The 23,141-nt window shown below is 44.6% G+C and carries 17 protein-coding genes; all 17 read right to left on the reverse strand.

The window, feature by feature from the left end; genetic code table 11:
* Positions 1-95: 95 nt before the first annotated feature.
* The 17 genes from NYR25_06195 to rny all read right to left on the reverse strand — a co-directional run bounded on the left by NYR25_06195 (position 96) and on the right by rny (position 22,921).
* Complete coding sequence (locus NYR25_06195; protein ID UWF33183.1) at positions 96-2,453, reverse strand: endonuclease MutS2; 2,358 nt, start codon at positions 2,451-2,453, stop codon at positions 96-98.
* Positions 2,454-2,549: 96 nt separating this feature from the next.
* Complete coding sequence (locus NYR25_06200) at positions 2,550-2,831, reverse strand: DUF1292 domain-containing protein (GenBank protein UWF33184.1); 282 nt, start codon at positions 2,829-2,831, stop codon at positions 2,550-2,552.
* A gap of 9 nt (positions 2,832-2,840) precedes the next feature.
* On the reverse strand, positions 2,841-3,281 hold the full coding sequence (gene ruvX, locus NYR25_06205; GenBank protein UWF33185.1) for a Holliday junction resolvase RuvX: 441 nt from the start codon (positions 3,279-3,281) through the stop codon (positions 2,841-2,843).
* Positions 3,281-3,562 (reverse strand): IreB family regulatory phosphoprotein, encoded by a 282-nt coding sequence (locus NYR25_06210; GenBank protein ID UWF33186.1) that lies wholly within the window; start codon positions 3,560-3,562, stop codon positions 3,281-3,283. The genes ruvX and NYR25_06210 overlap by 1 nt, the downstream gene beginning before the upstream one ends.
* A 313-nt stretch (positions 3,563-3,875) precedes the next feature.
* Entirely contained in the window at positions 3,876-6,521 is a 2,646-nt protein-coding gene (gene alaS, locus NYR25_06215; protein ID UWF33187.1) for an alanine--tRNA ligase, read from the reverse strand.
* Positions 6,522-6,792: 271 nt separating this feature from the next.
* A complete protein-coding gene (locus NYR25_06220; protein UWF33188.1) occupies positions 6,793-8,154 on the reverse strand; it encodes a DEAD/DEAH box helicase in 1,362 nt (453 codons plus the stop codon).
* A 255-nt stretch (positions 8,155-8,409) separates the two neighbouring features.
* Positions 8,410-9,345, reverse strand: a complete 936-nt coding sequence (locus NYR25_06225; protein ID UWF33189.1) for a bifunctional oligoribonuclease/PAP phosphatase NrnA — start codon at positions 9,343-9,345, stop codon at positions 8,410-8,412.
* Positions 9,346-9,424: 79 nt separating this feature from the next.
* Positions 9,425-10,549, reverse strand: a complete 1,125-nt coding sequence (gene dinB / locus NYR25_06230) for a DNA polymerase IV (protein ID UWF33190.1) — start codon at positions 10,547-10,549, stop codon at positions 9,425-9,427.
* Positions 10,550-10,569: 20 nt separating this feature from the next.
* Positions 10,570-12,057 (reverse strand): glucose-6-phosphate dehydrogenase, encoded by a 1,488-nt coding sequence (zwf, locus tag NYR25_06235; protein UWF33191.1) that lies wholly within the window; start codon positions 12,055-12,057, stop codon positions 10,570-10,572.
* A 243-nt stretch (positions 12,058-12,300) separates the two neighbouring features.
* Positions 12,301-12,693, reverse strand: coding sequence for a preprotein translocase subunit YajC (gene yajC / locus NYR25_06240; GenBank protein ID UWF33192.1), 393 nt, complete (start codon positions 12,691-12,693; stop codon positions 12,301-12,303).
* 64 nt (positions 12,694-12,757) lie between these two features.
* Positions 12,758-13,900: a tRNA guanosine(34) transglycosylase Tgt gene (gene tgt / locus NYR25_06245; GenBank protein UWF33193.1), complete on the reverse strand. Its 1,143-nt coding sequence runs from the start codon at positions 13,898-13,900 to the stop codon at positions 12,758-12,760.
* Positions 13,901-13,919: 19 nt separating this feature from the next.
* Positions 13,920-14,954, reverse strand: coding sequence for a tRNA preQ1(34) S-adenosylmethionine ribosyltransferase-isomerase QueA (gene queA, locus NYR25_06250; GenBank protein UWF33194.1), 1,035 nt, complete (start codon positions 14,952-14,954; stop codon positions 13,920-13,922).
* A gap of 12 nt (positions 14,955-14,966) precedes the next feature.
* The gene (gene ruvB, locus NYR25_06255) at positions 14,967-15,980 is read right to left on the reverse strand and encodes a Holliday junction branch migration DNA helicase RuvB (protein ID UWF33195.1); all 1,014 of its coding nucleotides are present in this window, start codon (positions 15,978-15,980) and stop codon (positions 14,967-14,969) included.
* Positions 15,981-15,988: 8 nt separating this feature from the next.
* A complete protein-coding gene (gene ruvA, locus NYR25_06260; protein ID UWF33196.1) occupies positions 15,989-16,576 on the reverse strand; it encodes a Holliday junction branch migration protein RuvA in 588 nt (195 codons plus the stop codon).
* 45 nt (positions 16,577-16,621) lie between these two features.
* Positions 16,622-18,541, reverse strand: a complete 1,920-nt coding sequence (mutL, locus tag NYR25_06265; GenBank protein ID UWF33197.1) for a DNA mismatch repair endonuclease MutL — start codon at positions 18,539-18,541, stop codon at positions 16,622-16,624.
* 11 nt (positions 18,542-18,552) lie between these two features.
* The gene (mutS, locus tag NYR25_06270; protein UWF33198.1) at positions 18,553-21,237 is read right to left on the reverse strand and encodes a DNA mismatch repair protein MutS; all 2,685 of its coding nucleotides are present in this window, start codon (positions 21,235-21,237) and stop codon (positions 18,553-18,555) included.
* A 124-nt stretch (positions 21,238-21,361) separates the two neighbouring features.
* Positions 21,362-22,921: a ribonuclease Y gene (rny, locus tag NYR25_06275; GenBank protein UWF33199.1), complete on the reverse strand. Its 1,560-nt coding sequence runs from the start codon at positions 22,919-22,921 to the stop codon at positions 21,362-21,364.
* Between the last annotated feature and the right edge of the window lie 220 nt (positions 22,922-23,141).

The raw sequence follows: 23,141 nt of genomic DNA on the forward strand, positions 1-23,141 counted from the left end.
TTTTACCTTCTTTCACAAAAAATAACCATCTTGATATAGTAACTATAGCAGTTTTTAATCAAGATTTGAATTATTTTGCTTACGAATAATAAGAATTATCGCAAATGCACGATTGTGGCACCGTTACCTCCCGCATTTGCTGGCGCATACTCGAAGCTTTTAATTCGCCGATTTTGTTTTAAATACTTGGTGATTCCACTACGGAGGGCCCCAGTTCCTTTACCATGGATAATCGTGACCTCATCATAGCCGGCTAATAACGCCGCGTCAATATAGCGATCCGTTTCGGTAATTGCCTCTTCGTAGCGTTTTCCGCGAAGATCCAAACTAGTTTTCACTCCAGCAGATTTAGTCCGGTGTACCGCGTTATGGTTAGCTCGTTTAGTAGTCCGTTCTGGCTTAACCTTTTCTAACTCGTCGGTAGCCACCTTCATTTTCAAAATTCCCATTTGTACTTCCCAATGGTGCGCGTCCACTTGCCGTAGCAATTCTCCACGTTGCCCGTAAGTTAACACAATTACTTCGTCGTTAACATGGAGTTTCTGCGCTTCTTTAGCCTTACGGAGCACCTTGTTGCGCTTCAAGTTAGTATCTTGGTGTAAAGCGTTCAGCTTGCTTTTGGCCTCAATCAAATCGTTTTCCTTGAAGCTTCCCGCCGATTTCTCTAACCGCCGCAACCGTTTAATAATCTGGTCAGCCTCACTACGGCTATCGTTTACGATTTGGTTAGCTGATTCTTTGGCACTTTCTAACAAACGGTCCCGCTGTTGACTAAGCCGTTCCACTCCCTTAACCAGGGTATCGTTATATTCTTCAGTTTGTGCTAACAAGGTTTGAACCCGTTCGTTTAACTTCTGGGCCCGCTTTTGCCGGGTGGTTAAATCCTTAATCATGTTATTCAAATCTTGACTATCTTGGTCTACCAACCCTCGCGCTTGAGTAATGATGTCTTCGTCTAAGCCTAAGCGCCGTGAGATTTCAAAGGCGTTACTCTGTCCAGGGATTCCCAGTAATAGCTTATAAGTGGGCTGCAACGTATCTACATCAAATTCCATGCTGGCGTTAATCGTCCCTGTGCGTTCGTATCCATACGTTTTCAATTCTGGATAATGGGTGGTGGTAATCGAAACCGCTCCCCTTTGCCGCACCCGGTCTAAAATTGCGATTGCTAAGGCCGCCCCTTCTTTAGGATCGGTCCCCGCACCTAATTCATCAAAGAGCGCTAACGAACGTTCGTTAAGGTGCTCTAAAATATGAATGGTATTATCCATGTGCGACGAAAAAGTACTCAAATTCTGTTCAATGGATTGTTCATCACCAATGTCAGCAAAGATTTCTTCAAAAACTCGTACCGTACTATTCTCGTTGGCCGGAATAAACATTCCCGACTGGGCCATTAGTTGGAGTAATCCCACGGTTTTTAAAGTGATGGTCTTCCCACCGGTATTCGGTCCGGTAATTACCAAAGTGGAGTACTCCCCGCCTAATCTAATGTCGTTAGGAACCACCTTTTTTGGATCAATCAAGGGGTGGCGGGCTTGCCGTAAATTAATTTGGTTATTTGACGAAATCTGCGGTTCCGTAGCCTTTAACTTATGCGCGTATTGCGCCTTGGCGTTAAGCAAATCAAGGTGACCAAGCACCTTGCTATTATCCTTTAACGTGTCCGCGTATGGAGCAATCAGCGCACTAAGTTCTTGCAAGATCCGTTGCTCTTCGTGTACTTCCGCAACTTGTTCTTGGCGGAGTTGATTATTTAGATCAACCACCGCTTCGGGTTCCACGTAGAGGGTTTGTCCCGAGGAACTTTGGTCGTGAACTACTCCGCCAAAACGGGAACGGGAATCCGCCCGAACCGGGATTACGTACCGTTCTCTTCGAATCGTGACGATGGGCTCACTTAGGTACTTCGCCTGACTTCCCCGGGTAAACTTTTCCATTCGTTGCCGAATCTCACCCTCCACCCGCGTAATTGCGGCCCGAATCCGCCGTAACTCGCTTGACGCGGAATTTAACAGGTGACCGTTTCCTTCAATTGAACTATTTAACCGTTCTTCAATTTCTGGAATTGTTTCTAACTGATCCACTACACCGTTCAAGGTTTCCACCGTTACTTCCGTATCTGGCAAATCCGCAAAGAAGTTAATTACTTCCCGGGTTGCTCGCAATACTCGCCCAATTTGGGCAATTTCACGGCCGTTGAGGGTCGCATCAATTTTTAACCGTTGTAATGGTTCGTCAATATCTTCTAAACGCGGAATGGGGATCCCACTTTTTACCCGGTAAATGTTGACCGCGTCCAGAGTTTCCTTAAGGGCGTTTTGTACTTTTGCGGAATCCGTCATTGGTACTAATTGGCGAAGCTCCTTAGCTCCGTTTTCGGTCGCAATGAACTGTTTAACCGCATTTTTCACTTTTTCATACTCTAAAACTTCTAAAATTTTACTGTTCATCATAATCTCATTTCATTTCAAATCAAAAACGGCCCGTTTGGTTGCCAGACATCGCATCTGCACACCAAACCGCGGCCGTTACTTGGATTATAAAACTTAGTCTTGGTCACCTAAGAAGGTATTTAAGACTTCTTCAACCATATCCCACTCTTCGTCAGATTCAATCGGAATTAATTCACCTTCGCCTAAATCATGATTTTCATCAGGTTCAAAGGCGTAAGCTTGAATATCCACTTCTTCATCATTTTCTGCTTCAGCCGGATAAAGTAGGACGTACGAACGACCATAGTCCTCTGAATCAAACGTAAATAGTACGTTATATAGTTCTTCGTTGCCGTGTTCGTCTACTAGGGTAATTTTTTGTTCTTCGTTATCCATTGCGTGCCCTCACTTTAATTTATCGATTAATTTACCGTGACCATTGAGGTAGTTCTCTAAAATCAAACTAGCTGCTAATTTATCAATTACTTTCTTTCGCTTGGAGCGCGAAGTATCCGCTTGTTCAATCAACATTCGTTCTGCTTCCACAGTGGTCAAACGCTCGTCTTGAAAATCAATTGGTAACCCAAACGTTTCCGTTAGTAGTTTACCATAATTACGCGCAGCTTCCACCCGGGGGCCCTCGGTATTATTCATATTTTTTGGTAAGCCAATTACAAAACCGGCCACCTCGTACTGGCTGACTAACTCTTTAACTCGACTAATGCCGAATTCGCCCTCGTCCTCGTTAATTGGAATAATTTCTACTCCCTGGGCTGTCCAACCTAACTGGTCACTTACCGCAATTCCCACGGTCCGTGAACCAACGTCCATTCCCATTAACCGCATTAATTCTTATCCTTCTTGCCACCAGCAACTTGATCTGCTAAATAGTATCTTACTAATTCTTCAATAATTTCGTCTCTTTGATGCTTACGAATCAAGTTCCGCGCATCGTTCAACCGCGGGATGTAAGCTGGATCACCAGAAATCAAATATCCCACGATTTGATCAATTGGGTTATAACCCTTTTCTTCAAGAGCATCGTATACGGTTTTTAACGTTCCCCGAACGTCATTTGGCTTGTTATCGCCAAAATCGAAGAACATGGTTTCATCAAGTTTTCCCACTGTTAGCACCCCTCTTCACATACTATGATTAATTTTACTTGATTAACCGCAAAATCACAATAAAAGGGGCCGCTCGTAACTGAAGTGTAATATTCAACTACCAAATTAGGGGCGTTTTTTGGCAAATGTGTCTTTTTTGACGCATATAAACGGTAGTTGCAAATGCTTTTTAAATTAGCCGCACAAACTAACTTCAGGTTTACGACTTACCAATCCTTAAAGTAACCAAATTAAAAAGATTTCCCAAGAACTATCATTTCTTGAGAAACCCTTTTAGTTATGTTGCAAATTTTACTACTAGTAGGATTTAAAATTATTTATCTTGGGTCTCTAGCCATTCGCTAGCAGCTTTCAACGCTTCGTTAATTTTTTCTGGTGCAGAACCACCGGCTTGGGCCATGTTTGGACGGCCGCCACCGCCACCGTTAACCTTCGGTGCGATTGCTTTGATCAAATCGCCAGCCTTCAAACCTTTCTTTACGAACGGATCCTTTACGGCAGCAATTAAATTAGCCTTTTCGCCAATCTTAGCGCCTAAGACCAATACATCAGATTGATCCTTAGTCTTCCAATCGTCCGCCATTTGCCGCAATTGATCCATGCCGGAAACCTGTACTTCGGCAGTAATTAACCGAATTCCATTGATTTCTTGTACTTGATCGTAGATATTGGCAACTTCAGCTTGGGCAATCTTGGCTTCCAGTTGGTTAATCGTTTGGTTCAAGTCCTTAACTTGTGCTTGTAACTGTTCAACTTTTGCAGGAACATCCTTCATTTGAGCACTCTTGAGCAAGCCCGCTGCCTTTTGTAAGAGCGCTTCTTCACCGTTTAAGAATTCTAGTGCCGCTTGGGAAGTAACGGCTTCGATCCGCCGAACTCCAGCCCCTACTCCAGATTCAGAAACAATCTTGAATAGACCAATTTCATTAGTGTTCTTTACGTGGGTACCACCACAGAGTTCTCGTGAGTAATCACCAACGCTAACTACCCGAACCTTTTTACCATATTTATCATCAAACAGGGCAATGGCACCCATTTTCTTACCGGTTTCTAGGTCCGTTTCGACGGTGGTTACGGGAATTTCATCGTAGATTTTATCGTTAATAATCTCTTCAACTTTTTGCAAATCTTCGTCAGTAACCTGTCCAAAATGGGTAAAGTCAAACCGTAAGTAACCTGGTTCAACTAAGGAACCGGCTTGGTGAGTGTGTTCTCCTAAAACATCCCGGAGCGCTTGGTCAAGCAAGTGGGTCGCGGTATGGTTCTTTTCCACCTTCAAATGGAAGGCCCGATCCACAATGAGGGTAAACGATTCACCGGCGTGCATTTCTCGTTTAGCCTTGATGGTGTGCAAGTTTTGTCCGTTAGGGGCGTGTTGTACATCCACAACTTCGGCTACCACGTTGCCGTCGGCGTCCTCGATCACCCCTTGGTCAGCTACTTGGCCACCCATTTCCGCATAGAATGGGGTTACGTCAAATAGTACGCGAGCTTCTCCTGGATTTACCGTATCGGTTAACTGATCATCCTGGATAATATCTTTAAGCACCGCAGCGTCCACTTTCAAGGTGTCGTAGCCAACGTATTCACTTGGGGTCTTCAAGTCCGTTAGCAGATCAGATTGCACGCCCATTGACTTAGCATTAGAACGTGCTGAACGAGCCCGTTCCTTTTGTTTTTGCATTTCGTCCGCAAAGCCGGCTTCGTCAATTTCCATTCCCTGGTCTTCCGCGTATTCCTTCGCTAGTTCTAACGGGAATCCGTAGGTGTCGAATAAGCGGAAAGCATCCTTACCAGAGATTACCTTAGAATGGTCCGCCTTGGTGTCGGCGATGATTGAATTTAATAATTCCAGACCATCCGTTAGGGTTTCGTTAAAGCGGTCTTCTTCTGACTTGATTACTTTTTCAATGTAATCCTTGTCCGCAAGTACCTCAGGGTAGTAGTCTTCCATAATCTTACCGACTACTGGTACCATTTGATACAAGAATGGCTTATTAATGTTCAGCTTCTTACCGTGCATAACTGCCCGCCGAAGTAAGCGCCGAATTACGTATCCACGGCCTTCGTTAGACGGAATGGCGCCGTCCCCAATCGCAAACGTAATTGCCCGCGCGTGGTCAGCGATCACCTTGAAGGAAACGTCGTCATTTTTATCAACGCCGTATTTCTTACCACTAAGTTTTTCTACTTCGTGAATAATTGGCAAGAAAAGGTCCGTTTCAAAGTTAGTTGGTGCGTCTTGGAATACGGAAACCACCCGTTCTAAGCCCATCCCCGTATCAATGTTTTTGTGTGGGAGTGGTTCATAGGTTCCGTCCGGCTTGTGGTTGAATTGTGAAAAGACGATGTTCCAAATTTCCAGCCAGCGTTCGTTTTCTCCGCCAGGGTAATTTTCTGGATCGTCATCGGCAAGGTTATTGAACTCTTCGCCGCGATCATAGAAGATTTCAGAATCGGGACCACTAGGGCCTTCCCCAATATCCCAGAAGTTATCTTCCGCTTCCACAATGTGACTTGGATCTACGCCAGTTTCTAACCAAATCTTCTTCGCTTCCTCGTCCTTCGGGTAAACCGTCACGTAAAGCTTTTCTGGATCCATGTCAAACCATTCTTTAGAAGTTAAAAGTTCCCAAGCCCAGTGGATGGCTTCTTCTTTAAAGTAATCGCCCACCGAAAAGTTTCCTAACATTTCAAAGAGCGTGTGGTGCCGCGCGGTATGGCCAACGTTTTCAATGTCGTTAGTCCGGATACTCTTTTGTGAACTAGTTAACCGGGGAACTTCGGGAACTACGCTACCATCAAAGTATTTTTTCATTGTGGCAACTCCGGAGTTAACCCATAACAAAGTGGGGTCATCCTTTGGAATCAGCGACGCACTAGGTTCCACCACGTGGCCCTTGCTTTTGAAGAAATCTAAATACATGCGCCGAATTTCACTACTTGATTTTCTTTCCATTTTTTCCTCCTAAAATAAAAAACACCGTTGCTCGTAAAATAAAGACGCCGAAACGCGGTACCACTTTACTTGCAACGATGTTTAGATCGTATACCTCTTGAGTCTCATTAACGCTGAGAAGACGATTCATTATTAATCGGGTAGCACGACCACGACGCTTCGCTCTTTTCACCAACCAGAACGTCTCTACACTAAGCGTTGCGCGGCCACATGTCCCTAATGATTCTAAATATCACAGCTAATTATAGAAAACCAAATTAAGATTGTCAATTTATCTTCGTTTCGAACGCGATTGCCGCATTTTGGCTTTCTTCGCTTCGCGAACTGCCTGATGTTGTTCCATCCGGCGGTCGCGAATTGCCTTTTCAGAAATTGCCTTTTTAATGCGCCGTTTGTAACCTGGTTTAACCTTCTTCTTTTTCTTTTTAACTAACCCGACCAGGGTAGGGTCCAGTTTTTTCTGACTTAGCCGCCGGGTTTGCCGCCGTTGACGATCGTACGTATCCATCAGTTCGTGATTACGCAATTGTTGGGGAATAAACTTAACCCCCATTTTTTCAACTTCCGCTACTTCGGCTTCTTCGTTAGGCATGTACAACGTAATGGCCGTCCCTGGTAAACCATTGCGGCCGGTCCGCCCTACCCGGTGAATGAAGAATTCTAAATCAGTTGGAATGTCGTCGTTAATTACTAGCGAGACCCCTTCGATATCAATTCCCCGTGCCGCTAAATCGGTCGCCACCACGTATTGGTAACGTAAGCGGTGGATGTCTTTCATGATTCGTTTCCGTTCCCGAGGCGGAATTCCACCGTGAATTTTAGCCACCGGTAGTCCTTGCGACTTCAGGTAGTTAGTTAATTCGTCCGCCCGTTCCTTTGTATTAGTAAATACTAAGGCTAAGTATGGTTCCCCCATCGTCAACAACTGGTAAATCAAGTTATTTTTATCCTGACTCTTGGTAGAAATCAAAATATTTTTAATTGTCGGACTAATCGTAGTCGCCACCGGAATTTCTTCAATTGCCGGGTGCTTCATGTATTTTTGTAAAAAGACGTTTAATTGTTGCGGAATCGTAGCGGAAAAGACCAACATCTGTAAGTCCTCGGGCATACTTGCCGCAATTTGGTCGACGGCACTTAAAAAGCCCATGTCCAAAGTCATGTCCGCTTCGTCAATTACCAGATACCGAACTTGCCGAAAGTTAAGTGCCCGGGCTTGTAATAAGTCCAGCACCCGTCCCGGAGTACCGATGACGATTGCCGGCTGGTGGTGTTCTAATTTAGCAATTTGACGTTTTTTGTCGGTTCCCCCAACGTAATTACCGATTTCAATTGGGGTTTCTGAAGCGGCTGCTAACTGTTTAGCCGCTTCGTAGATTTGGTAAGCTAATTCCCGACTAGGCGTGGTGATTACCGCTTGAATCGCGTTTTTGTCCGGATCGATTTGGTTAAAAATCGGTAGCAAAAACGCGTGGGTTTTCCCGCTTCCAGTTTGGGATTGGCCCACTACGCTTTGACCATCCGCAATTAGCGGAATCACACGCTCTTGGACCGGAGTCGGTTTCACAAAACCAATTTGATCCAAAGCCTGCATGAGAAATGGTTTTAGATTAAACTTTTGAAATTCGTTCATACTAGCTCCTTACTATTTATTGCAGAAAGTGGAAAAGGATCCGGATAGCTTTATGGCACAGGAACCTAAAGCCGTGTGCTTTATAACCATTAACTTAATCCCCCACCAATCGTTTAAACCGCGATTAATGGGGGACTTGGTTAAGCAAACCCAACTAACTTTTAGCGCACGTTTGGGCTCTATTAAAACCACAAGCTAAAACGTTCTTCTTGTACTCGTCAAAAATATCCGAGTATTCTTCCACTTTAAAATTTTTTAAACTAATTCTTCTAATTCTTTAACGATTTGAGCAACCTCGTCACGGTCTGCTGCCTTTGCGCCACTGGCAAGCGGGTGTCCGCCCCCATGGTGTCGCTTAGCCAATTCATTAATAACCGGCCCCTTCGAACGTAACCGCACCCGGAAGGAGTGGTCATCTTGTTCAACAAAGATTGCCCAGCATTTAACTTGCGCAATGTGTCCTGGAAGTGGCACAATTCCAGCCGTTCCAGCATCTTTCAAGTCAAATTTTTCCAAGATTTCCTTGGTTAACACTAGGTGGGCCGCGCCTTGCTCACTAATGGTGAGGTGGTCGTAAAGGTAGGCCGACAAATGAGCGACCGCAACCGGGATTTCATCCAGAATTTGGTTAACCTTAACCATGTCAAAACCGGTCGTCATTAGCCCCGCCACTACTTCATGAGTGTGGGCACTCGTTGCTGAATACATAAACCGCCCCGTATCACCAACAATTCCGGCATACAGATCACTAGCTGCGTCTTGCGGCAATACTAGCTCTGACTTAAACCGGTTGTAAAAATCATAAACCAGCTCTGAGCTGCTGGAAGCAGCTTCTTTAACCCACATCAAGTCGCCAAAGGGTTCGTCATTAGGATGGTGGTCAATTTTAATCAAGTAGGCTCCTTGATCAAACCGCCGGTCATCAATTCGGGGAGCGTTCGCCGTATCAATAACGATTACCAAAGCGTCGTCGAAGAACTCGTTGTCCACTTCGTCCATTTGACCTAGCCAGCTTAATCCATCAATTTGCTTTCCCACGACTTTGATTTGTTTGTGGGGAAAGGATGCCTGTAAAATCTTTGCTAACCCGACTTGTGACCCAATCGCGTCCGGATCCGGACGTTGGTGCCGATGAATCACAATGCGGTTATACTTTTTAATTTGTGCTAAAATTTCTTCCTGTGTATCCATTTTCAACCTCATTCACTATTGTCAATTAAGCCGCAACCGGCTTAATCTGTCTACTCACGTGTTAAAGCATACCATAAAATCAGTCCTCATGCTTAAACAGCGGTAAAGAAACTTCTTGGAAACTTTGGTCGGTTAGGTTGGTGATGGTAATCCCCAACAAACGGATTCCACGAGAAAAATCAGCGATGTCATCAAAAATTTGCTTCGCGTAAAAATAATAAGTTTCGCTATCGGTCGGTAGGAATTCGGGACGGGTAATTCGCTTAGTAAGGGTCTCGAAATCACTATATCGCAATTTCAAAACTAAAGTTTTACCATGCTTTTGACGTTTGGCAACCGCTTGAGCTAATTTTTGGGCAATTAAGCGAAGCCGCTGATCAACTTCGCTTTCCGTCATCAACGGTTTGCCATAAGTTTCTTCTTTACCAATTGACTTACGTTCACGTTGGTAAGCTACCGGTCGGTCATCTTGTCCGCGGACCCGCCGGTAGAGCGTGTAGCCAAATTTACCAAAGTGGTGAATCAAATCGTTTTCGCTCAGTTTTAATAAGTCCGCTCCCTTAAACACGCCTAATTCATGCATTTTAGGAATCGTCTTTTTCCCAACTCCCCGAAACTGTTCGATTGGCATTTCCTTCAAAAAAGACGCCACGTCATCCTTTTCGATAATAGCCACCCCGACTGGTTTAGCATATTCCGACGCCATTTTTGCCAAAAATTTATTGTAAGAAATTCCGGTGGAACAGGTCAGCTGGGTGTGGTTAAAAATCCGCTTTTGAATTTCATGGGCGATCAGTACCGAATCTTGCATTCCCTTCTTATCATCCGTTACGTCGAGATAAGCTTCATCAAGGGCCACCGTTTCAATTTTATCGGTAAATTCATGAAAAATATGGTGAATTTGGTCCGACACTGCCCGGTATTTTTCAAAATCAGGGGTCTTAAAAACCGCCTGGGGACAGAGTTCCAATGCCTTCGCGGCTGGCATTGCGGAGTGGACTCCCGATTGGCGGGCAACGTAATTAGCCGTCGCTACCACCCCGTGACCACCCGTTTGACGAGGATCCCGGGCCACCACTAGCGGTTTGGTGCGCAATTCCGGATGGTCCCGCATTTCGATTGAAGCATAAAAAGCGTCCATGTCAACATGAATAATCTTTCGAGAATCGTCAATTATCAACGGTGTTGACACCTGGTTTGTCAAAGCGGCCACCTCCACTTTCGTTATTGCTGTGGGTTAAAAATCCATTCTCGACCATCCCGAGCCAATAAATCGTTCGCCGCTTGAGGTCCCATGCTACCACTTGCATAATTAGGAAAATCAGGAGTTTCAGCGTCCCAAACTTGACGAACCACGTCCACAATTTGCCAAGCTTTCCGGACTTCGTGCCAGTGGGCAAAGTTAGTCTTATTACCCATTAAGGCATCCCGAATCAAGCTTTCGTAAGCATCCGGAGTCTTCGCCTTTTCCGAAGCTGACTTCCGGTAGCGTAAGTGGACTGGTGAAAGCTGGTAGCCTTGGTTCCCTTTTTTCGTATTGAATTGCAGCGTAAACCCTTGGTCAGGTTCAATGTGCAAGGTTAACACGTTAGTTTCTAACTTCTGGTTTGGATCACTACTAAAGATATTTCGATCGTCATTTTTAAAGACTACGTTGATCTGGGTCGATTTTTTTGCTAACCGTTTTCCGGTGCGCACGTAAATTGGCACTCCATCTAAGGAAGGGTTGTGGGTGATTAGCTTTCCAGCCACAAAAGTTTCGATAGCGGAATCGTCCGCGGTGCCCTCTTCATCCCGGTAAGCTAATTGCGTATGCGCTGGATCTTCCCCGTATTGTCCCCGCACAAAGTTTTGGGCAGCCTCTTCCTTAGTATACGTCTGAATATTTTCAAGAGCTTCAATCTTTTTATCTTGCAAATGCTGGGAGTCAAATACTTCTGGTCGTTCCATCGTTAACAACGATACGATTTGCATGATGTGATTTTGGAGCATATCTCGCATGGCTCCGGCGGTTTCGTAATAACCAGCCCGCTCTTCTACCCCTAGTGACTCTGCCAGGGTAATTTGGATATTATCAATGTGTTCTTTGTTCCATAACGAGTTAAACAAGGCGTTACCAAATCGAAGCCCCGCAATCGATTGGATTGGTTCTTTACCTAAGTAATGGTCAATCCGAAAGATTTGTTCTTCGGCAAACGATCCGGAAATTGAGTCGTTTAATTCCTTAGCACTTTGGTAGTCCCGACCAAACGGTTTTTCAATAATCAACCGGTTGAATCCAGTGCCTTCAGTCAGGAGCTTTTGGTCCTTTAGATGACCGGCAATTGTGCCAAAGAAACGTGGCGCCATTGCTAAATAGAAAATCCGGTTCCCCTCTAGCTGATATTTTTCGTCTAATTGGTCAGCGAGGTCTCGTAAGGCCACGTAATGTTCCGCATCATCAACATTGTGGGATTGGTAATAAAAATGGCTAGCAAATTTACGAGGCAGCTCGCTATTCGTCCGACCAGCGTCCCGACCGGAATCTTCGATCGCGCTCATCACAACTTCATGGTAATGGTCATTCGACCATGGTCGGCGAGCAGTACCAATTACGGCAAAGTTTTCCTTTAAGTACCCTTTTTCATATAGATTAAAAAGCGCGGGATATAATTTACGGTAAGCTAAATCCCCCGTACCACCAAAAATAATAAATAATGCCTTTTGCTCCATTTTTGAGTCCTCACTTTCAGTATTCAATGTTTTATATTATGAATCAGTTTGCCTCACCTAACAAGTAAAAACATTTCTGCTTCCTGGAAAAATCCTGGCCACTTGATCTACCCATTAATGCCATCCTTCAGCGCTTTGTGAAGTATTTTTTCGCGCACGGGTAGGTTTTGTTTTCCCACTACGGATTATAAAAAGCTAGGATTTCACCCACTCAGACCGGGTGTTCCTAGCTTTTTATAAAAATTACTTTTCTTCTGTAGTTGAATCAGTTTTTTCATCGTCCGTTGCGACAGTTGTATCGGTTGTGTCAGCATTAGTTGCATCAGTTGTTGATGCTGGAGCAACGCTTTGCTTCTTTTCAACCCGCATGATTGCCATTCGGTCAAATACCAAGTAAATCCCGTCACAATCTAGCGTAACCGTCTTTGCTTCGTTGTCGATCGAGTCAACCACACCGTGCAAACGACCAATCGTAACTACTTCGTCACCAACGTTTAACTGGTTCATCATTTCCTGGCGTTTTTGTTGTTGCTTACGTTGTGGACGAATCATCATAAAGTACATTAACCCGAAGATTAAGATGAAGAAGACAATCGTACTCATTCCAAAACCACCATTTGCGGCTGCTAATAACATTTTTTCACCTCGCTAATTCATTTATATTAACTGTACCAAAAATATACCTACTAAACCAGAGGTGTTAGAAATTCTTACTATTTTCTTTGCCGTACCCATACTCTTCAAAGAAGTTTTGCCGGAATTCTAATAAGTTATCATCCATAATCGCTTGCCGCACGTCCTTCATCAAGTGCACGAGGAAGTAAACGTTATGGATGCTGGTTAACCGAAGTCCAAAAGTCTCGTCCGTTTTCAACAAATGCCGCACGTAAGCACGGGTAAAGTTGCGACAAGTATAGCACTGGCACCGATCGTCAATCGGAGTAAAATCACGAGCGTACTTCGCATTTTTGACCACTAGTCGTCCGTGGCTGGTCATGCAAGTACCGTTACGAGCAATCCGGGTAGGCAGTACACAATCAAACATGTCCACTCCCCGAATCACTCCATCAATCAACGCGTCGGGCGAACCGACCCCCATCAAGTAGCGCGGTTTATTTTCGGGGATCAACGGGGTGGTAAATTCCAGCACCCGGTTCATTTCCGCTTTAGATTCGCCTACGGAAAGTCCCCCAATTGAGTACCCCGGGAAATCCATGCTAACTAAATCGTGAGCACTTTGTCGGCGTAAATCTTCAAAACCGGCCCCCTGAATAATCCCAAATAGTCCTTGGGTGTCAGGATTCCGGTGGGCTTTTAAGCCCCGCTCAGCCCAACGACTAGTCCGGGCTACTGAATGTTTGACGTAATCATAGCTTTCAAAGAATGGTGGACATTCATCCAAGCTCATCATGATATCAGGGCCGAGATCATTTTCGATTTGAATGGCCTTTTCGGGTGACAAGAACATTTTCGCCCCGTTAATTTCGTTTCGAAAATGAACCCCCTCTTCAGTAATGTCGCGGAGCTTCGCTAGTGAAAATACTTGGAAGCCACCTGAATCCGTCAAAATTCCCTTGTGCCAATTCATAAATTGGTGCAAACCACCAGCTTCTTTGACAATATCTTCCCCGGGGCGTACCCATAAATGGTAAGTATTTGACAAGATAATATCCGCACCTAGGTCTTCCAATTCCTCTGGCGACATGGCTTTTACGGTTGCTTGCGTTCCTACCGGCATAAAGATTGGTGTAGGAAAGGTGCCGTGTGGGGTGATAATTTCCCCTAGTCGAGCACCGGTATGCTTATCCTTTTTGATTAGTCGGTATTTGATTGCAGGTTCCACAATATTCTCCATTCGTTATTTATTTAATAAACATCGCGTCACCAAAACTGAAGAAGCGATATTTTTCTTCTACGGCGTGTTTATACGCATTTAAAATCATTTCTCGTCCAGTGAAGGCTGCTACCAGCATTACCAAGGTTGATTTTGGTAAATGGAAGTTTGTGATAAACGCGTCGACTACCTTCCATTCGTAACCTGGTTTAATGAAAATATCGGTCCAACCGCTATCTGGCTTAATTTCTCCGTCAAACTTAGTCCCAATAGTTTCCAAGGTTCGGATGGAGGTTGTTCCGGTAGCAATGATTCGGCCCCCGTTTTTCCGTACTTCGTTTAAAGTAGCGGCCGCTTCTTCGGACAACCGGTAAAATTCGCTGTGCATCTTGTGATCTTCGATATTTTCTTCGTCAACCGGTCTGAAAGTACCTAACCCCACGTGCAAAGTTAAGTAAACTAACTTAACCCCCTTATCCTGAACCTTTTGGAGTAATTCCTTGGTCCAATGCAAACCTGCGGTAGGTGCTGCGGCCGAACCCGGCTCTTTTGAATAAACCGTTTGGTACCGTTCGGGATCATCTAGCTTTTCTTTAATATATGGTGGGAGCGGCATTTCACCAAGTTTTTCTAAAATCTCCATAAAAATGCCGTCGTATTCAAATTCAATTTCACGTCCACCGTGATCAAGTTCCTTTTTGACGGTCGCCGTTAAACTACCATCCCCAAACGTAATCTTCGTACCCACTTTAGCACGCCGTGCTGGCTTAACTAGCGTTTCCCAGCGGTCGCCTTCGATATTGTGCAAGAGCAAAACTTCAAGGTGTCCACCAGTTTCTTCTTTAAGTCCGTAGATCCGCGCTGGCATAACCCGGGAGTCGTTCATCACGATGGCATCCCCGGGATTAAGTTGGTCAACAATGTCGTAAAAATGTTTATCCGCCATTTCACCAGTTTTATGGTCCAAAACTAGCATCCGGGAAGCGTCCCGCTTTTTAATCGGCGTTTGGGCAATTAATTCGTGTGGTAAATCGTAATTAAAATCTTCCGTTGTTAATGTCATTTTTTCCATTCCTCATTTATTCATATATAAATTTTCCAATCCTAAATGAGCGTATGCGCGCTCAGTAACCATGCGGCCGCGAGGCGTCCGTTTTAAAAAGCCAATTTGCAATAAATATGGCTCGTACATTTCCGAAATTGTATCCGGCTCTTCACCAATGTTAGCGGCAATGGTGGTCAATCCCACCGGACCCCCACCGTATAGTTCAATCATCGTGGTGAGAACCTTTTTATCGGTTTGATCCAACCCCCGGTCATCCACCTGAAGCAATTTTAAGGAGGTTTGGACTAACGTACGGTCGATGTGGGCATCATTTTCTACTTCCGCAAAATCACGCACCCGCTTTAAGAGGCGGTTGGAAATCCGGGGGGTTCCCCGGGACCGGCGAGCAATTTCGTGGGCACCTTGGTCATCGATATTCGTCTTAAAAATCTCGGCCGATCGTTTAACAATGTTGGCTAAATCGTCTTCCGTATAGTAATTCATATGTTCGACAATCCCAAAGCGATCCCGTAGTGGAGCTGAAAGTAATCCCGCCCGGGTGGTCGCCCCGATTAAAGTAAACGGTGGTAAAGGAAAGTGAATTGGATGTGCCGTAGGTCCCTGTCCGACCACGATATCAACGAAGAAGTCTTCCATTGCTGAATAAAGCATTTCCTCCACCACTTTGGGGAGCCGGTGAATTTCATCAATAAATAAAATATCACCCGGTTGCAATTCGTTCAAGAGGGCGACTAAATCACCAGGCTTTTCAATTGCGGGACCACTGGTCGTTCGAATTTGAACCGCCATTTCGTTAGCAATCACCATTGCCAGAGTCGTCTTCCCTAGTCCAGGGGGACCGTATAACAGCACGTGGTCCAAAGCTTCTTCACGCTTCTTCGCTGCTTCAATGTATACGGACAGCTCGTGCTTAATTTGGGCTTGACCAATGTATTGTTTTAAGTTCTGTGGGCGTAATGATTGTTCGTTAGCCTCTTCTTGGGCCCCCTGAACGGCCGACGACGTAATTCGTTCATCATCCATTAATCACGCTATCCTTTCATTAACAATTTTAATCCTGCACTAATGTATTGATCCGTAGTTTGATTGGTAAGCTCATCTAGCTTAGGCGTAATCTTTTTAAGTTCCCGCTCCGAATATCCTAGTGCTGCCAAAGCTTCAATCGCTTCATCTAGCGTACTATTAGTAGTGGTTGGCACTTCAAATAGTGGACCACTCGGTTCGTTGCTCGTAATTTTGCCCTTCAAATCTAAGATGATTTGCTTAGCTGCTTTAGGGCCGATTTTAGGAAACTTCTTCAAGTAGTTAACGTCGTCGTTATTTACTGCCCGAATAAACCCTTGGTGGTCATCGTTAGCCAAAATTGCTAACGCACTCTTTGGGCCAATTCCCTTAACCTTGAGCAGGTTCAAAAAAAGTTCCTTGTCCGCGTATTTCTTGAAACCATACAACGTATTTTCAGTTTCCGAAACCGCCTGGTGAACGTAGACCTTTTGTTTTTCATCTGCTTTAAAACTGTACGGGTTGGCCACGTTAACTAAATAACCAACCCCATTCACGTCAATCACAATGTAGGCGGGGTTAATGTCCACAACCACTCCATCTAAATATTCATACATCTGTTAATCCCCATTTCAAAACGTTTGTTCGTATTAATAATTGTATCATAAGTCTTCGTCAATTAAGTTCGTATTGTGGGGATCTTGAATTCGTTTAAACATTTTCTCCATATCGGTGGTGGAAAAATGTACCAATACCGGCCGTCCATGAGGACAGTTAAACGGATTTTCCACCTTCGCCAAATCCTTTAACAACTGCTTGGCTTGCAGGTCATCTAAATGATGGTTAGCTTTAATTGCCCGTTTACAGCTCATCATGATTGCGGTAGCTTCGCGAAACTTTGCCACCGTCATGTTGCGGTCATTTAAAACGTAATCCACCATTTCTTTTACGGTGTCTTCTTCTTGTCCCTTTTTAAACCAGGTGGGATGGTGGCGAACAATAAATGTATTTCTCCCAAATTCTTCTAAGAATAGCCCACAAGCTTCTAACACCGACTGCTTTTCCTTAATCCGCAACGTATCGGTTGTCGAATAGTCTAGGTAAATTGGCACAAGCAAATCTTGCTGGTCATCACTCACTTGCCCGATTTGCACCCGGTAATATTCGTAGTTAATCCGTTCTTGGGCCGCGTGCTGGTCAACGATGTACAACCCATCGTCCGCCTCCGCAAACAAGTAGGTACCGTGCATTTGTCCAATGTACGTTAGTGCCGGAAAACGACTAGTGCTAGCAGCTTTTTCACTTTCATCTCCCGCATCCGGGGTGGCCTGTTCTGCCGTGTCAGCATACTTTTCTTTAAATTCAGCAATCCGATCCGATTGCAAATCCTGCCGGGTGCTGATGATAATTGGCTTAGTTGCGGCAACGGATGGTTGCAACGGCGCACTGGCATCCTCTTCTTCAACGGCGGCTGACTCATCCGGAGTTGCATTACCAAACGACCCCGAAAGCACGGTTTCAGTTAAATCAAGTTGTTCACCAACTGGTTTGGTAACCCGTTTTTTCTTCAAGTTATCTACCGCATCAGGGATTAAATTTTGGTCGGCCAACCGGTCAAAAATCGTTTTACTGATTAGTTCTGTTAAGGCACTTTCTTCACTAATCCGAACTTCCAATTTTGAAGGATGGACGTTTACATCCACCAAAAGCGGGTCGGTTTGAATGTTGATTACCGCTACCGGATACCGGCCCACCATTAGTTTTGACCCGTATCCTTCAATAATTGCTTTACTAATGTGAAAGTTCTTAATATACCGCCCGTTAACAAGGATCGTAATGTAACTGCGGTTGGCCCTGGTGAATTCCGGAAGGCTGACGTACCCATCAATACGGAAATCGACGTTTTCACCATGAATATCCAACATTTTTTGGGCATTATGGGTGCCGTAAATATTGGCTAATACTTGTTGGACGTTGCCCTGCCCGGACGTTCGCATCAATTGTCGTTCGTCGTTTTGTAAGGAAAACGCAATCTCGGGATAACTCAAAGCAATCCGGTTAATAATATCGGTAATCTTTGATAGTTCGGTTGCTAAGGACTTTAGGTACTTTAACCGTGCGGGCGTGTTAAAAAATAAATCACTGACCGTAATATCGGTCCCCTGACGACTCTGAGCCTCCCGGTGTTCGATTAACTCACCACCCCGGTAATGGACAAATTGACCGGGTCCTTCAGCAGTGGCGGAGGTCATTTTAACGTCCGCAATGGAGGCAATACTTGGCAAGGCCTCCCCGCGAAACCCGAGGGTCCCTACCCGAAAAAGATCGGCACGGGAGGTTATTTTACTGGTTGCGTGGCGCTTAAAGGCCGTTTCTACTTGACTACCTTCAATTCCACTACCATTGTCGATCACCCGAATCATTTTTAATCCCGATTCAGCTAAGAGAATATCAATGCGGCTGCTTCCCGCATCAATTGCATTTTCTACTAGTTCCTTTACGACCGAGGCTGGCCGTTCCACTACTTCACCGGCAGCAATTTGGTCGGCTAAAATATCACTTAACTCTTGGATTTTTGCCATTTATCCGCACCTCATTTTCGTAGCTTCTTCTGCCACTTATACAACTGATTCATAACTTCCATCGGCGTCATGTCCATTAAATTTAAGTTAGTTAATTGTTCTACTACCTGTGTTTGCAAGCGGTCGGCCTTCTTCTCTGCTGGAGAAGCGTCAAAGAGTGCCATCTGTTCTTCCACAACTTCCTGTGACGTACTTGTGGCAAGCGAAGCTGCTTGCGTAGGTTGAGCAAGTGTGTCAGGCTCGTCAGGCTGCGAAGCATTGGAAACTACTGATTGTTCCTCAGAAGCGGTTAATTTCGCCGCGTCATCTTGGTTTTCATTTTCTAACTGCTCTAAAATCACGGAAGCCCTTTGCAAGAGTGAATCTGGCATTCCCGCTAACTTAGCAACGTGAATCCCGTACGATTTGTCCGCAGGTCCGTCTTCCATTTTGTGTAGGAAAACTAAATTGCCGTCCTGTTCCACCGCACCGACGTGCACGTTTTTCAACCGCGCTAAAGTCTGATCAAGTGCGGTCAACTCGTGGTAGTGGGTCGAAAACAGGGTCTTGGCGTGTACATTTTGGTGGATAAATTCAATAATTGATTGCGCTAACGCCATCCCGTCGTAGGTTGCGGTACCACGCCCAATTTCATCAAAGAGAATCAAACTGTTCGCAGTTCCATCCTTTAACGCCCGGTTGGCCTCTTGCATTTCAACCATGAAAGTACTTTGCCCAGAAATCAAATCGTCAGCTGCGCCAATACGAGTGAAAATTTGGTCAAAAATTGGCAACGTAGCCGCCTCAGCCGGAACAAAACAACCCATTTGAGCCATGATGACGGTTAACGCAAGTTGCCGCATGTAAGTACTCTTTCCGGACATATTCGGCCCGGTAATCAGTAAAATATCCGTGTCTTGGTTCATCAAAATATCGTTTGGTACGTAACTTTGGTGCCCCATTACCTTTTCGACAACCGGGTGGCGCCCCGCTTTGATAACAATTTCGTGGGCTTCCGTCATGGTTGGTTTAACAAATTGGTACTCTTCGCTAACCACCGCGAAACTCTGTAAAACGTCTAACTCCGCAACCTGCTTAGCCAAGTTCTGAAGGCGTTCGATCTGTTCTTTAATCGTTTCCCGAATCTTTTTGAACAGCTCGTATTCTAAGTCCGTTGACTTTTGTTCGGCTTCTAAAATAATTCGTTCCTTTTCCTTTAGCTCTGGCGTAATAAACCGTTCGGCGTTCGTTAAGGTTTGCTTACGTTCATAACGCCCCTCAGGCACGTTAGCTAAATTAGCACGCGTAACTTCAATGTAATAGCCAAACACTTTATTGTAACCAATTTTAAGGTTTTTAATCCCAGTTGCCTGCCGTTCTTGAGCTTGTAAATCGGCAATCCACTTTTTACCGTTCCGCATTGCATCTCGGTATTCGTCTAACTTCGGATTATAACCATCTTTAATGACGTTTCCTTCCGTCACGGAATTGGGCGCGTCTTCGTCAATGGCCGCTTCAATCAAATCCGCAATTTCACTAACTGGATCTAACCGAGTCAGGGCCTCGTCAAAAACGGGGTCGTCCAATTCTGCCAGTACGTGCCGGATTTTAGGAATTTGCAGTAACGAAGTCTTTAGTTGGATTAAATCCCGGCCATTTACGTTTCCAAAGGCTACCCGACCAGCCAACCGTTCCAAATCGTAAACTTTCGTCAGTTCTTCTTGTAGGTTGCTCCGTTCAAAAAAGTGTTCGAGCAGAACCTGCACGCGACTTTGCCGGGCGTTTATGGCTTCCTTACGAATCAACGGACGGTCTAACCATTGTTTTAATAAACGTCCGCCCATCGCCGTTTTCGTTTCATCTAACAACCATAACAAGGTTCCTTGTTTTTTCCCCGTTCGAATTAAGCGAGTTAACTCGAGGTTATACTTTGACGCATGGTCCATTCGTAAGTAAAACGACGGTTCGTACGCAATTGCCTTTTGCATGTGGGCCAAATTACGCTTTTGCGTAACTTGAACATACATCAATAATTGCTTTACTACTTGTACTGCAATCGGAGAAGTTAAATCTTGAATTAAGTAACTTAATTCCGCCGATATTTCAATATCGTTTTGCTGCGAAACTAAAATATTTAATTCTTTAAAACGTTCCCCAAAGTGCTCCACGAAATATTGGTCCGCAACGATTTCCCGCGTCCGTAACCCAACGGCTTCGTTGACCACGCTCTCAATATCGTCTAAAATTGCGACTTTTAATTCACCAGTCGAGAGGTCCGTATAGGCGAACCCGTACTTTTTACTTGCGGCATCAAAGCTGACCGCCGTGAGGTAATTATTTTCCTTAGCGTCTTCCGCTTTTTGATCCGTGGTGGTTCCCGGTGTCACGAGTTGGATTACTTCCCGCTTCACCATTCCTTTGGCAGCTTTGGGGTCTTCCATCTGCTCACAAATTGCCACTTTATAACCTTGGTCAACTAAAATATCAATATAATTTTGGGCGGCGTGATGCGGAACCCCACACATGGGAATCGGATCGTCCGCGTTTTTTGACCTTGCCGTAAGCGTCAATTCTAAAAGCTGCGATCCCTTAATGGCATCGTCATAAAATAATTCGTAAAAATCCCCGATCCGGTAAAACAAAAAGGCATCCGGATACTGGTTTTTAATTTCCATATACTGACGCATCATTGGCGTATCACTTGTCTTTTGTGGCATTTTACATTCCTTCCGACTCTTAATTTTTTAGTTAATTGTAATTACGTAAAAAATTAGTTTAACAATGGCTATTCTATCATACGCACCATATAAAAAAAGAGCGGAACCGCAATGGTCCAACTCCTTACTTTGCAAAATCAACGGCCCGAACTTCCCGAACAATTGTTACTTTAATTTTGCCTGCGTATTCTAATTGTTTCTCAATTGCTTTACGAATTTGATGCGTTAGCATAACTGCCTTCAAATCGTTAATCTTAGTTGGCTTAACGATTACCCGCACCTCACGTCCGGCTTGAATTGCGTAACTCTTTTTAACTCCATCGAACTGGTTAGCAATTTCTTCTAGCTTTTCCAACCGATGAATATAACTCTGTAATGTATCGCTCCGTGCTCCTGGACGAGCCGCTGAAATTGAATCCGCGGCTGCCACTAACACAGAAATAACATGATTTGCTTCGTTGTTGTCTCGGTGCGACGCAATTGCGTCAATGACGGTAGCACTTTCTTTGTACTTCTTCGCCAATTCCACACCTAACTCAACGTGTGAAGTATCGGTCTCATGTTGGACCGCCTTACCAATATCGTGTAATAATCCTGCGCGTTTTGCTACAGTAACATCTTCACCCAACTCAGCAGCTAGCACTCCTGCCAAATTAGCAACCTCAATAGAATGGTTTAATACATTTTGACCATAACTCGTCCGATATCTTAATTGCCCAATTAACTTAATCAATTCAGGATTCATCGAATGAATACCAAGCTCAAAGACTGCTTGCTCACCGGTCTTGCGAATGGTGTCATCCAATTCTTTCTTAGCCTTTTCCACCATCTCTTCAATCCGAGCAGGATGGATTCGGCCATCTTGAATTAGCTTTTCCAAAGCAATGTGCGCAATTTCACGGCGAATCGGGTCAAAACTACTCAAAACGACCGCTTCCGGAGTATCATCAATAATTAAATCAACTCCCGTGACGTTTTCAAAGTTCCGGATATTCCGGCCTTCGCGCCCAATAATCCGACCCTTCATGTCGTCATTAGGAAGCGAAACTACGGTAATCGTCGTTTCGGACGCCATATCCGCAGCACTTCTTTGAATTGCTTGTGCAATTACTTTCCGAGCTGTTTCATCAGCTTGGTTTTGAGCATCTTCTAAACTTTCTTTGATAATCAAAGCCCGTTCTTTTTCAAGTTTGGCTTTTACTTCCGAAATAATTAAACTTTTGGCATCTTCTTGAGTTAAATTAGAAACTCGCTCAAGCTCTTGTTGTCGTTCCTCAACGAGTGATGATGCTTTTTGTTGTTGTTCATCAATTAGCTTTTGATCTGCAGCCAGTTTTTGCTCTTTACGTTCCAGGCTGTTCTCACGCTTTTCAAAAGAACTATCCTTACGATCCAGGACGTCCTCTCTTTGAAGAAGCCGGTCTTCTTGCTTTTGCAATTCGGCCCGACGCTCCTTGAGCTCTTTTTCAACCTGCGCACGATAGCGGTGGCTTTCATCTTTTGCTTCCAAAAGCTTTTCCCGGCGTTCGGTTTCTGCCTGTTGCCGTGCGTTTTCAATAATTAAATCAGCTGAATTACTAGCATCCGCAGTTTGCTTTTCAATGAACCGCTTGTGCATGATGTATCCTGCACAATAGCCAACAACTATAGCGATGATTGCGAGGATAATATAATAAATTACCATCTTTGCCTCCAAATCATCAAGACCATAGTTATAATCTTTGAATGATGTTATTTGATTCTCACACTTATAATCATTTTAATATTTAGCCATAAGCGTGTCAATAAGTCTTTAGCGCTCAGCACCGATTAATGCTAGGTTTGCCGACTTTGCGATTCCCTTTTAAGAGTCGCAGTTAGTGGAACATTTGTCACTTCAAAGATCCGTTCCGATCACTGATAAC

Origin of the sequence: Pediococcus acidilactici, assembly GCA_024970065.1 — a bacterium.
GTDB classification, from domain to species: Bacteria; Bacillota; Bacilli; order Lactobacillales; family Lactobacillaceae; genus Pediococcus; species Pediococcus acidilactici_A.

Excerpts from the sequence above, each read along its gene's own strand:
- alaS (UWF33187.1), bottom strand. The coding sequence starts at position 6,521 with ATGGAAAGAAAATCAAGTAGTGAAATTCGGCGCATGTATTTAGATTTC.
- zwf (UWF33191.1), bottom strand. The coding sequence starts at position 12,057 with ATGGAGCAAAAGGCATTATTTATTATTTTTGGTGGTACGGGGGATTTA.
- yajC (UWF33192.1), bottom strand. The coding sequence starts at position 12,693 with ATGTTATTAGCAGCCGCAAATGGTGGTTTTGGAATGAGTACGATTGTC.
- ruvB (UWF33195.1), bottom strand. The coding sequence starts at position 15,980 with ATGGATGATGAACGAATTACGTCGTCGGCCGTTCAGGGGGCCCAAGAA.
- NYR25_06225 (UWF33189.1), bottom strand. The coding sequence starts at position 9,345 with ATGGATACACAGGAAGAAATTTTAGCACAAATTAAAAAGTATAACCGC.
- NYR25_06200 (UWF33184.1), bottom strand. The coding sequence starts at position 2,831 with ATGGATAACGAAGAACAAAAAATTACCCTAGTAGACGAACACGGCAAC.
- ruvX (UWF33185.1), bottom strand. The coding sequence starts at position 3,281 with ATGCGGTTAATGGGAATGGACGTTGGTTCACGGACCGTGGGAATTGCG.
- ruvA (UWF33196.1), bottom strand. The coding sequence starts at position 16,576 with ATGTATGAATATTTAGATGGAGTGGTTGTGGACATTAACCCCGCCTAC.
- rny (UWF33199.1), bottom strand. The coding sequence starts at position 22,921 with ATGGTAATTTATTATATTATCCTCGCAATCATCGCTATAGTTGTTGGC.
- queA (UWF33194.1), bottom strand. The coding sequence starts at position 14,954 with ATGACATTAACAACGGAAGATTTTAATTACGATTTACCACACGAATTA.
- NYR25_06220 (UWF33188.1), bottom strand. The coding sequence starts at position 8,154 with ATGAACGAATTTCAAAAGTTTAATCTAAAACCATTTCTCATGCAGGCT.
- NYR25_06195 (UWF33183.1), bottom strand. The coding sequence starts at position 2,453 with ATGAACAGTAAAATTTTAGAAGTTTTAGAGTATGAAAAAGTGAAAAAT.
- mutL (UWF33197.1), bottom strand. The coding sequence starts at position 18,541 with ATGGCAAAAATCCAAGAGTTAAGTGATATTTTAGCCGACCAAATTGCT.
- mutS (UWF33198.1), bottom strand. The coding sequence starts at position 21,237 with ATGCCACAAAAGACAAGTGATACGCCAATGATGCGTCAGTATATGGAA.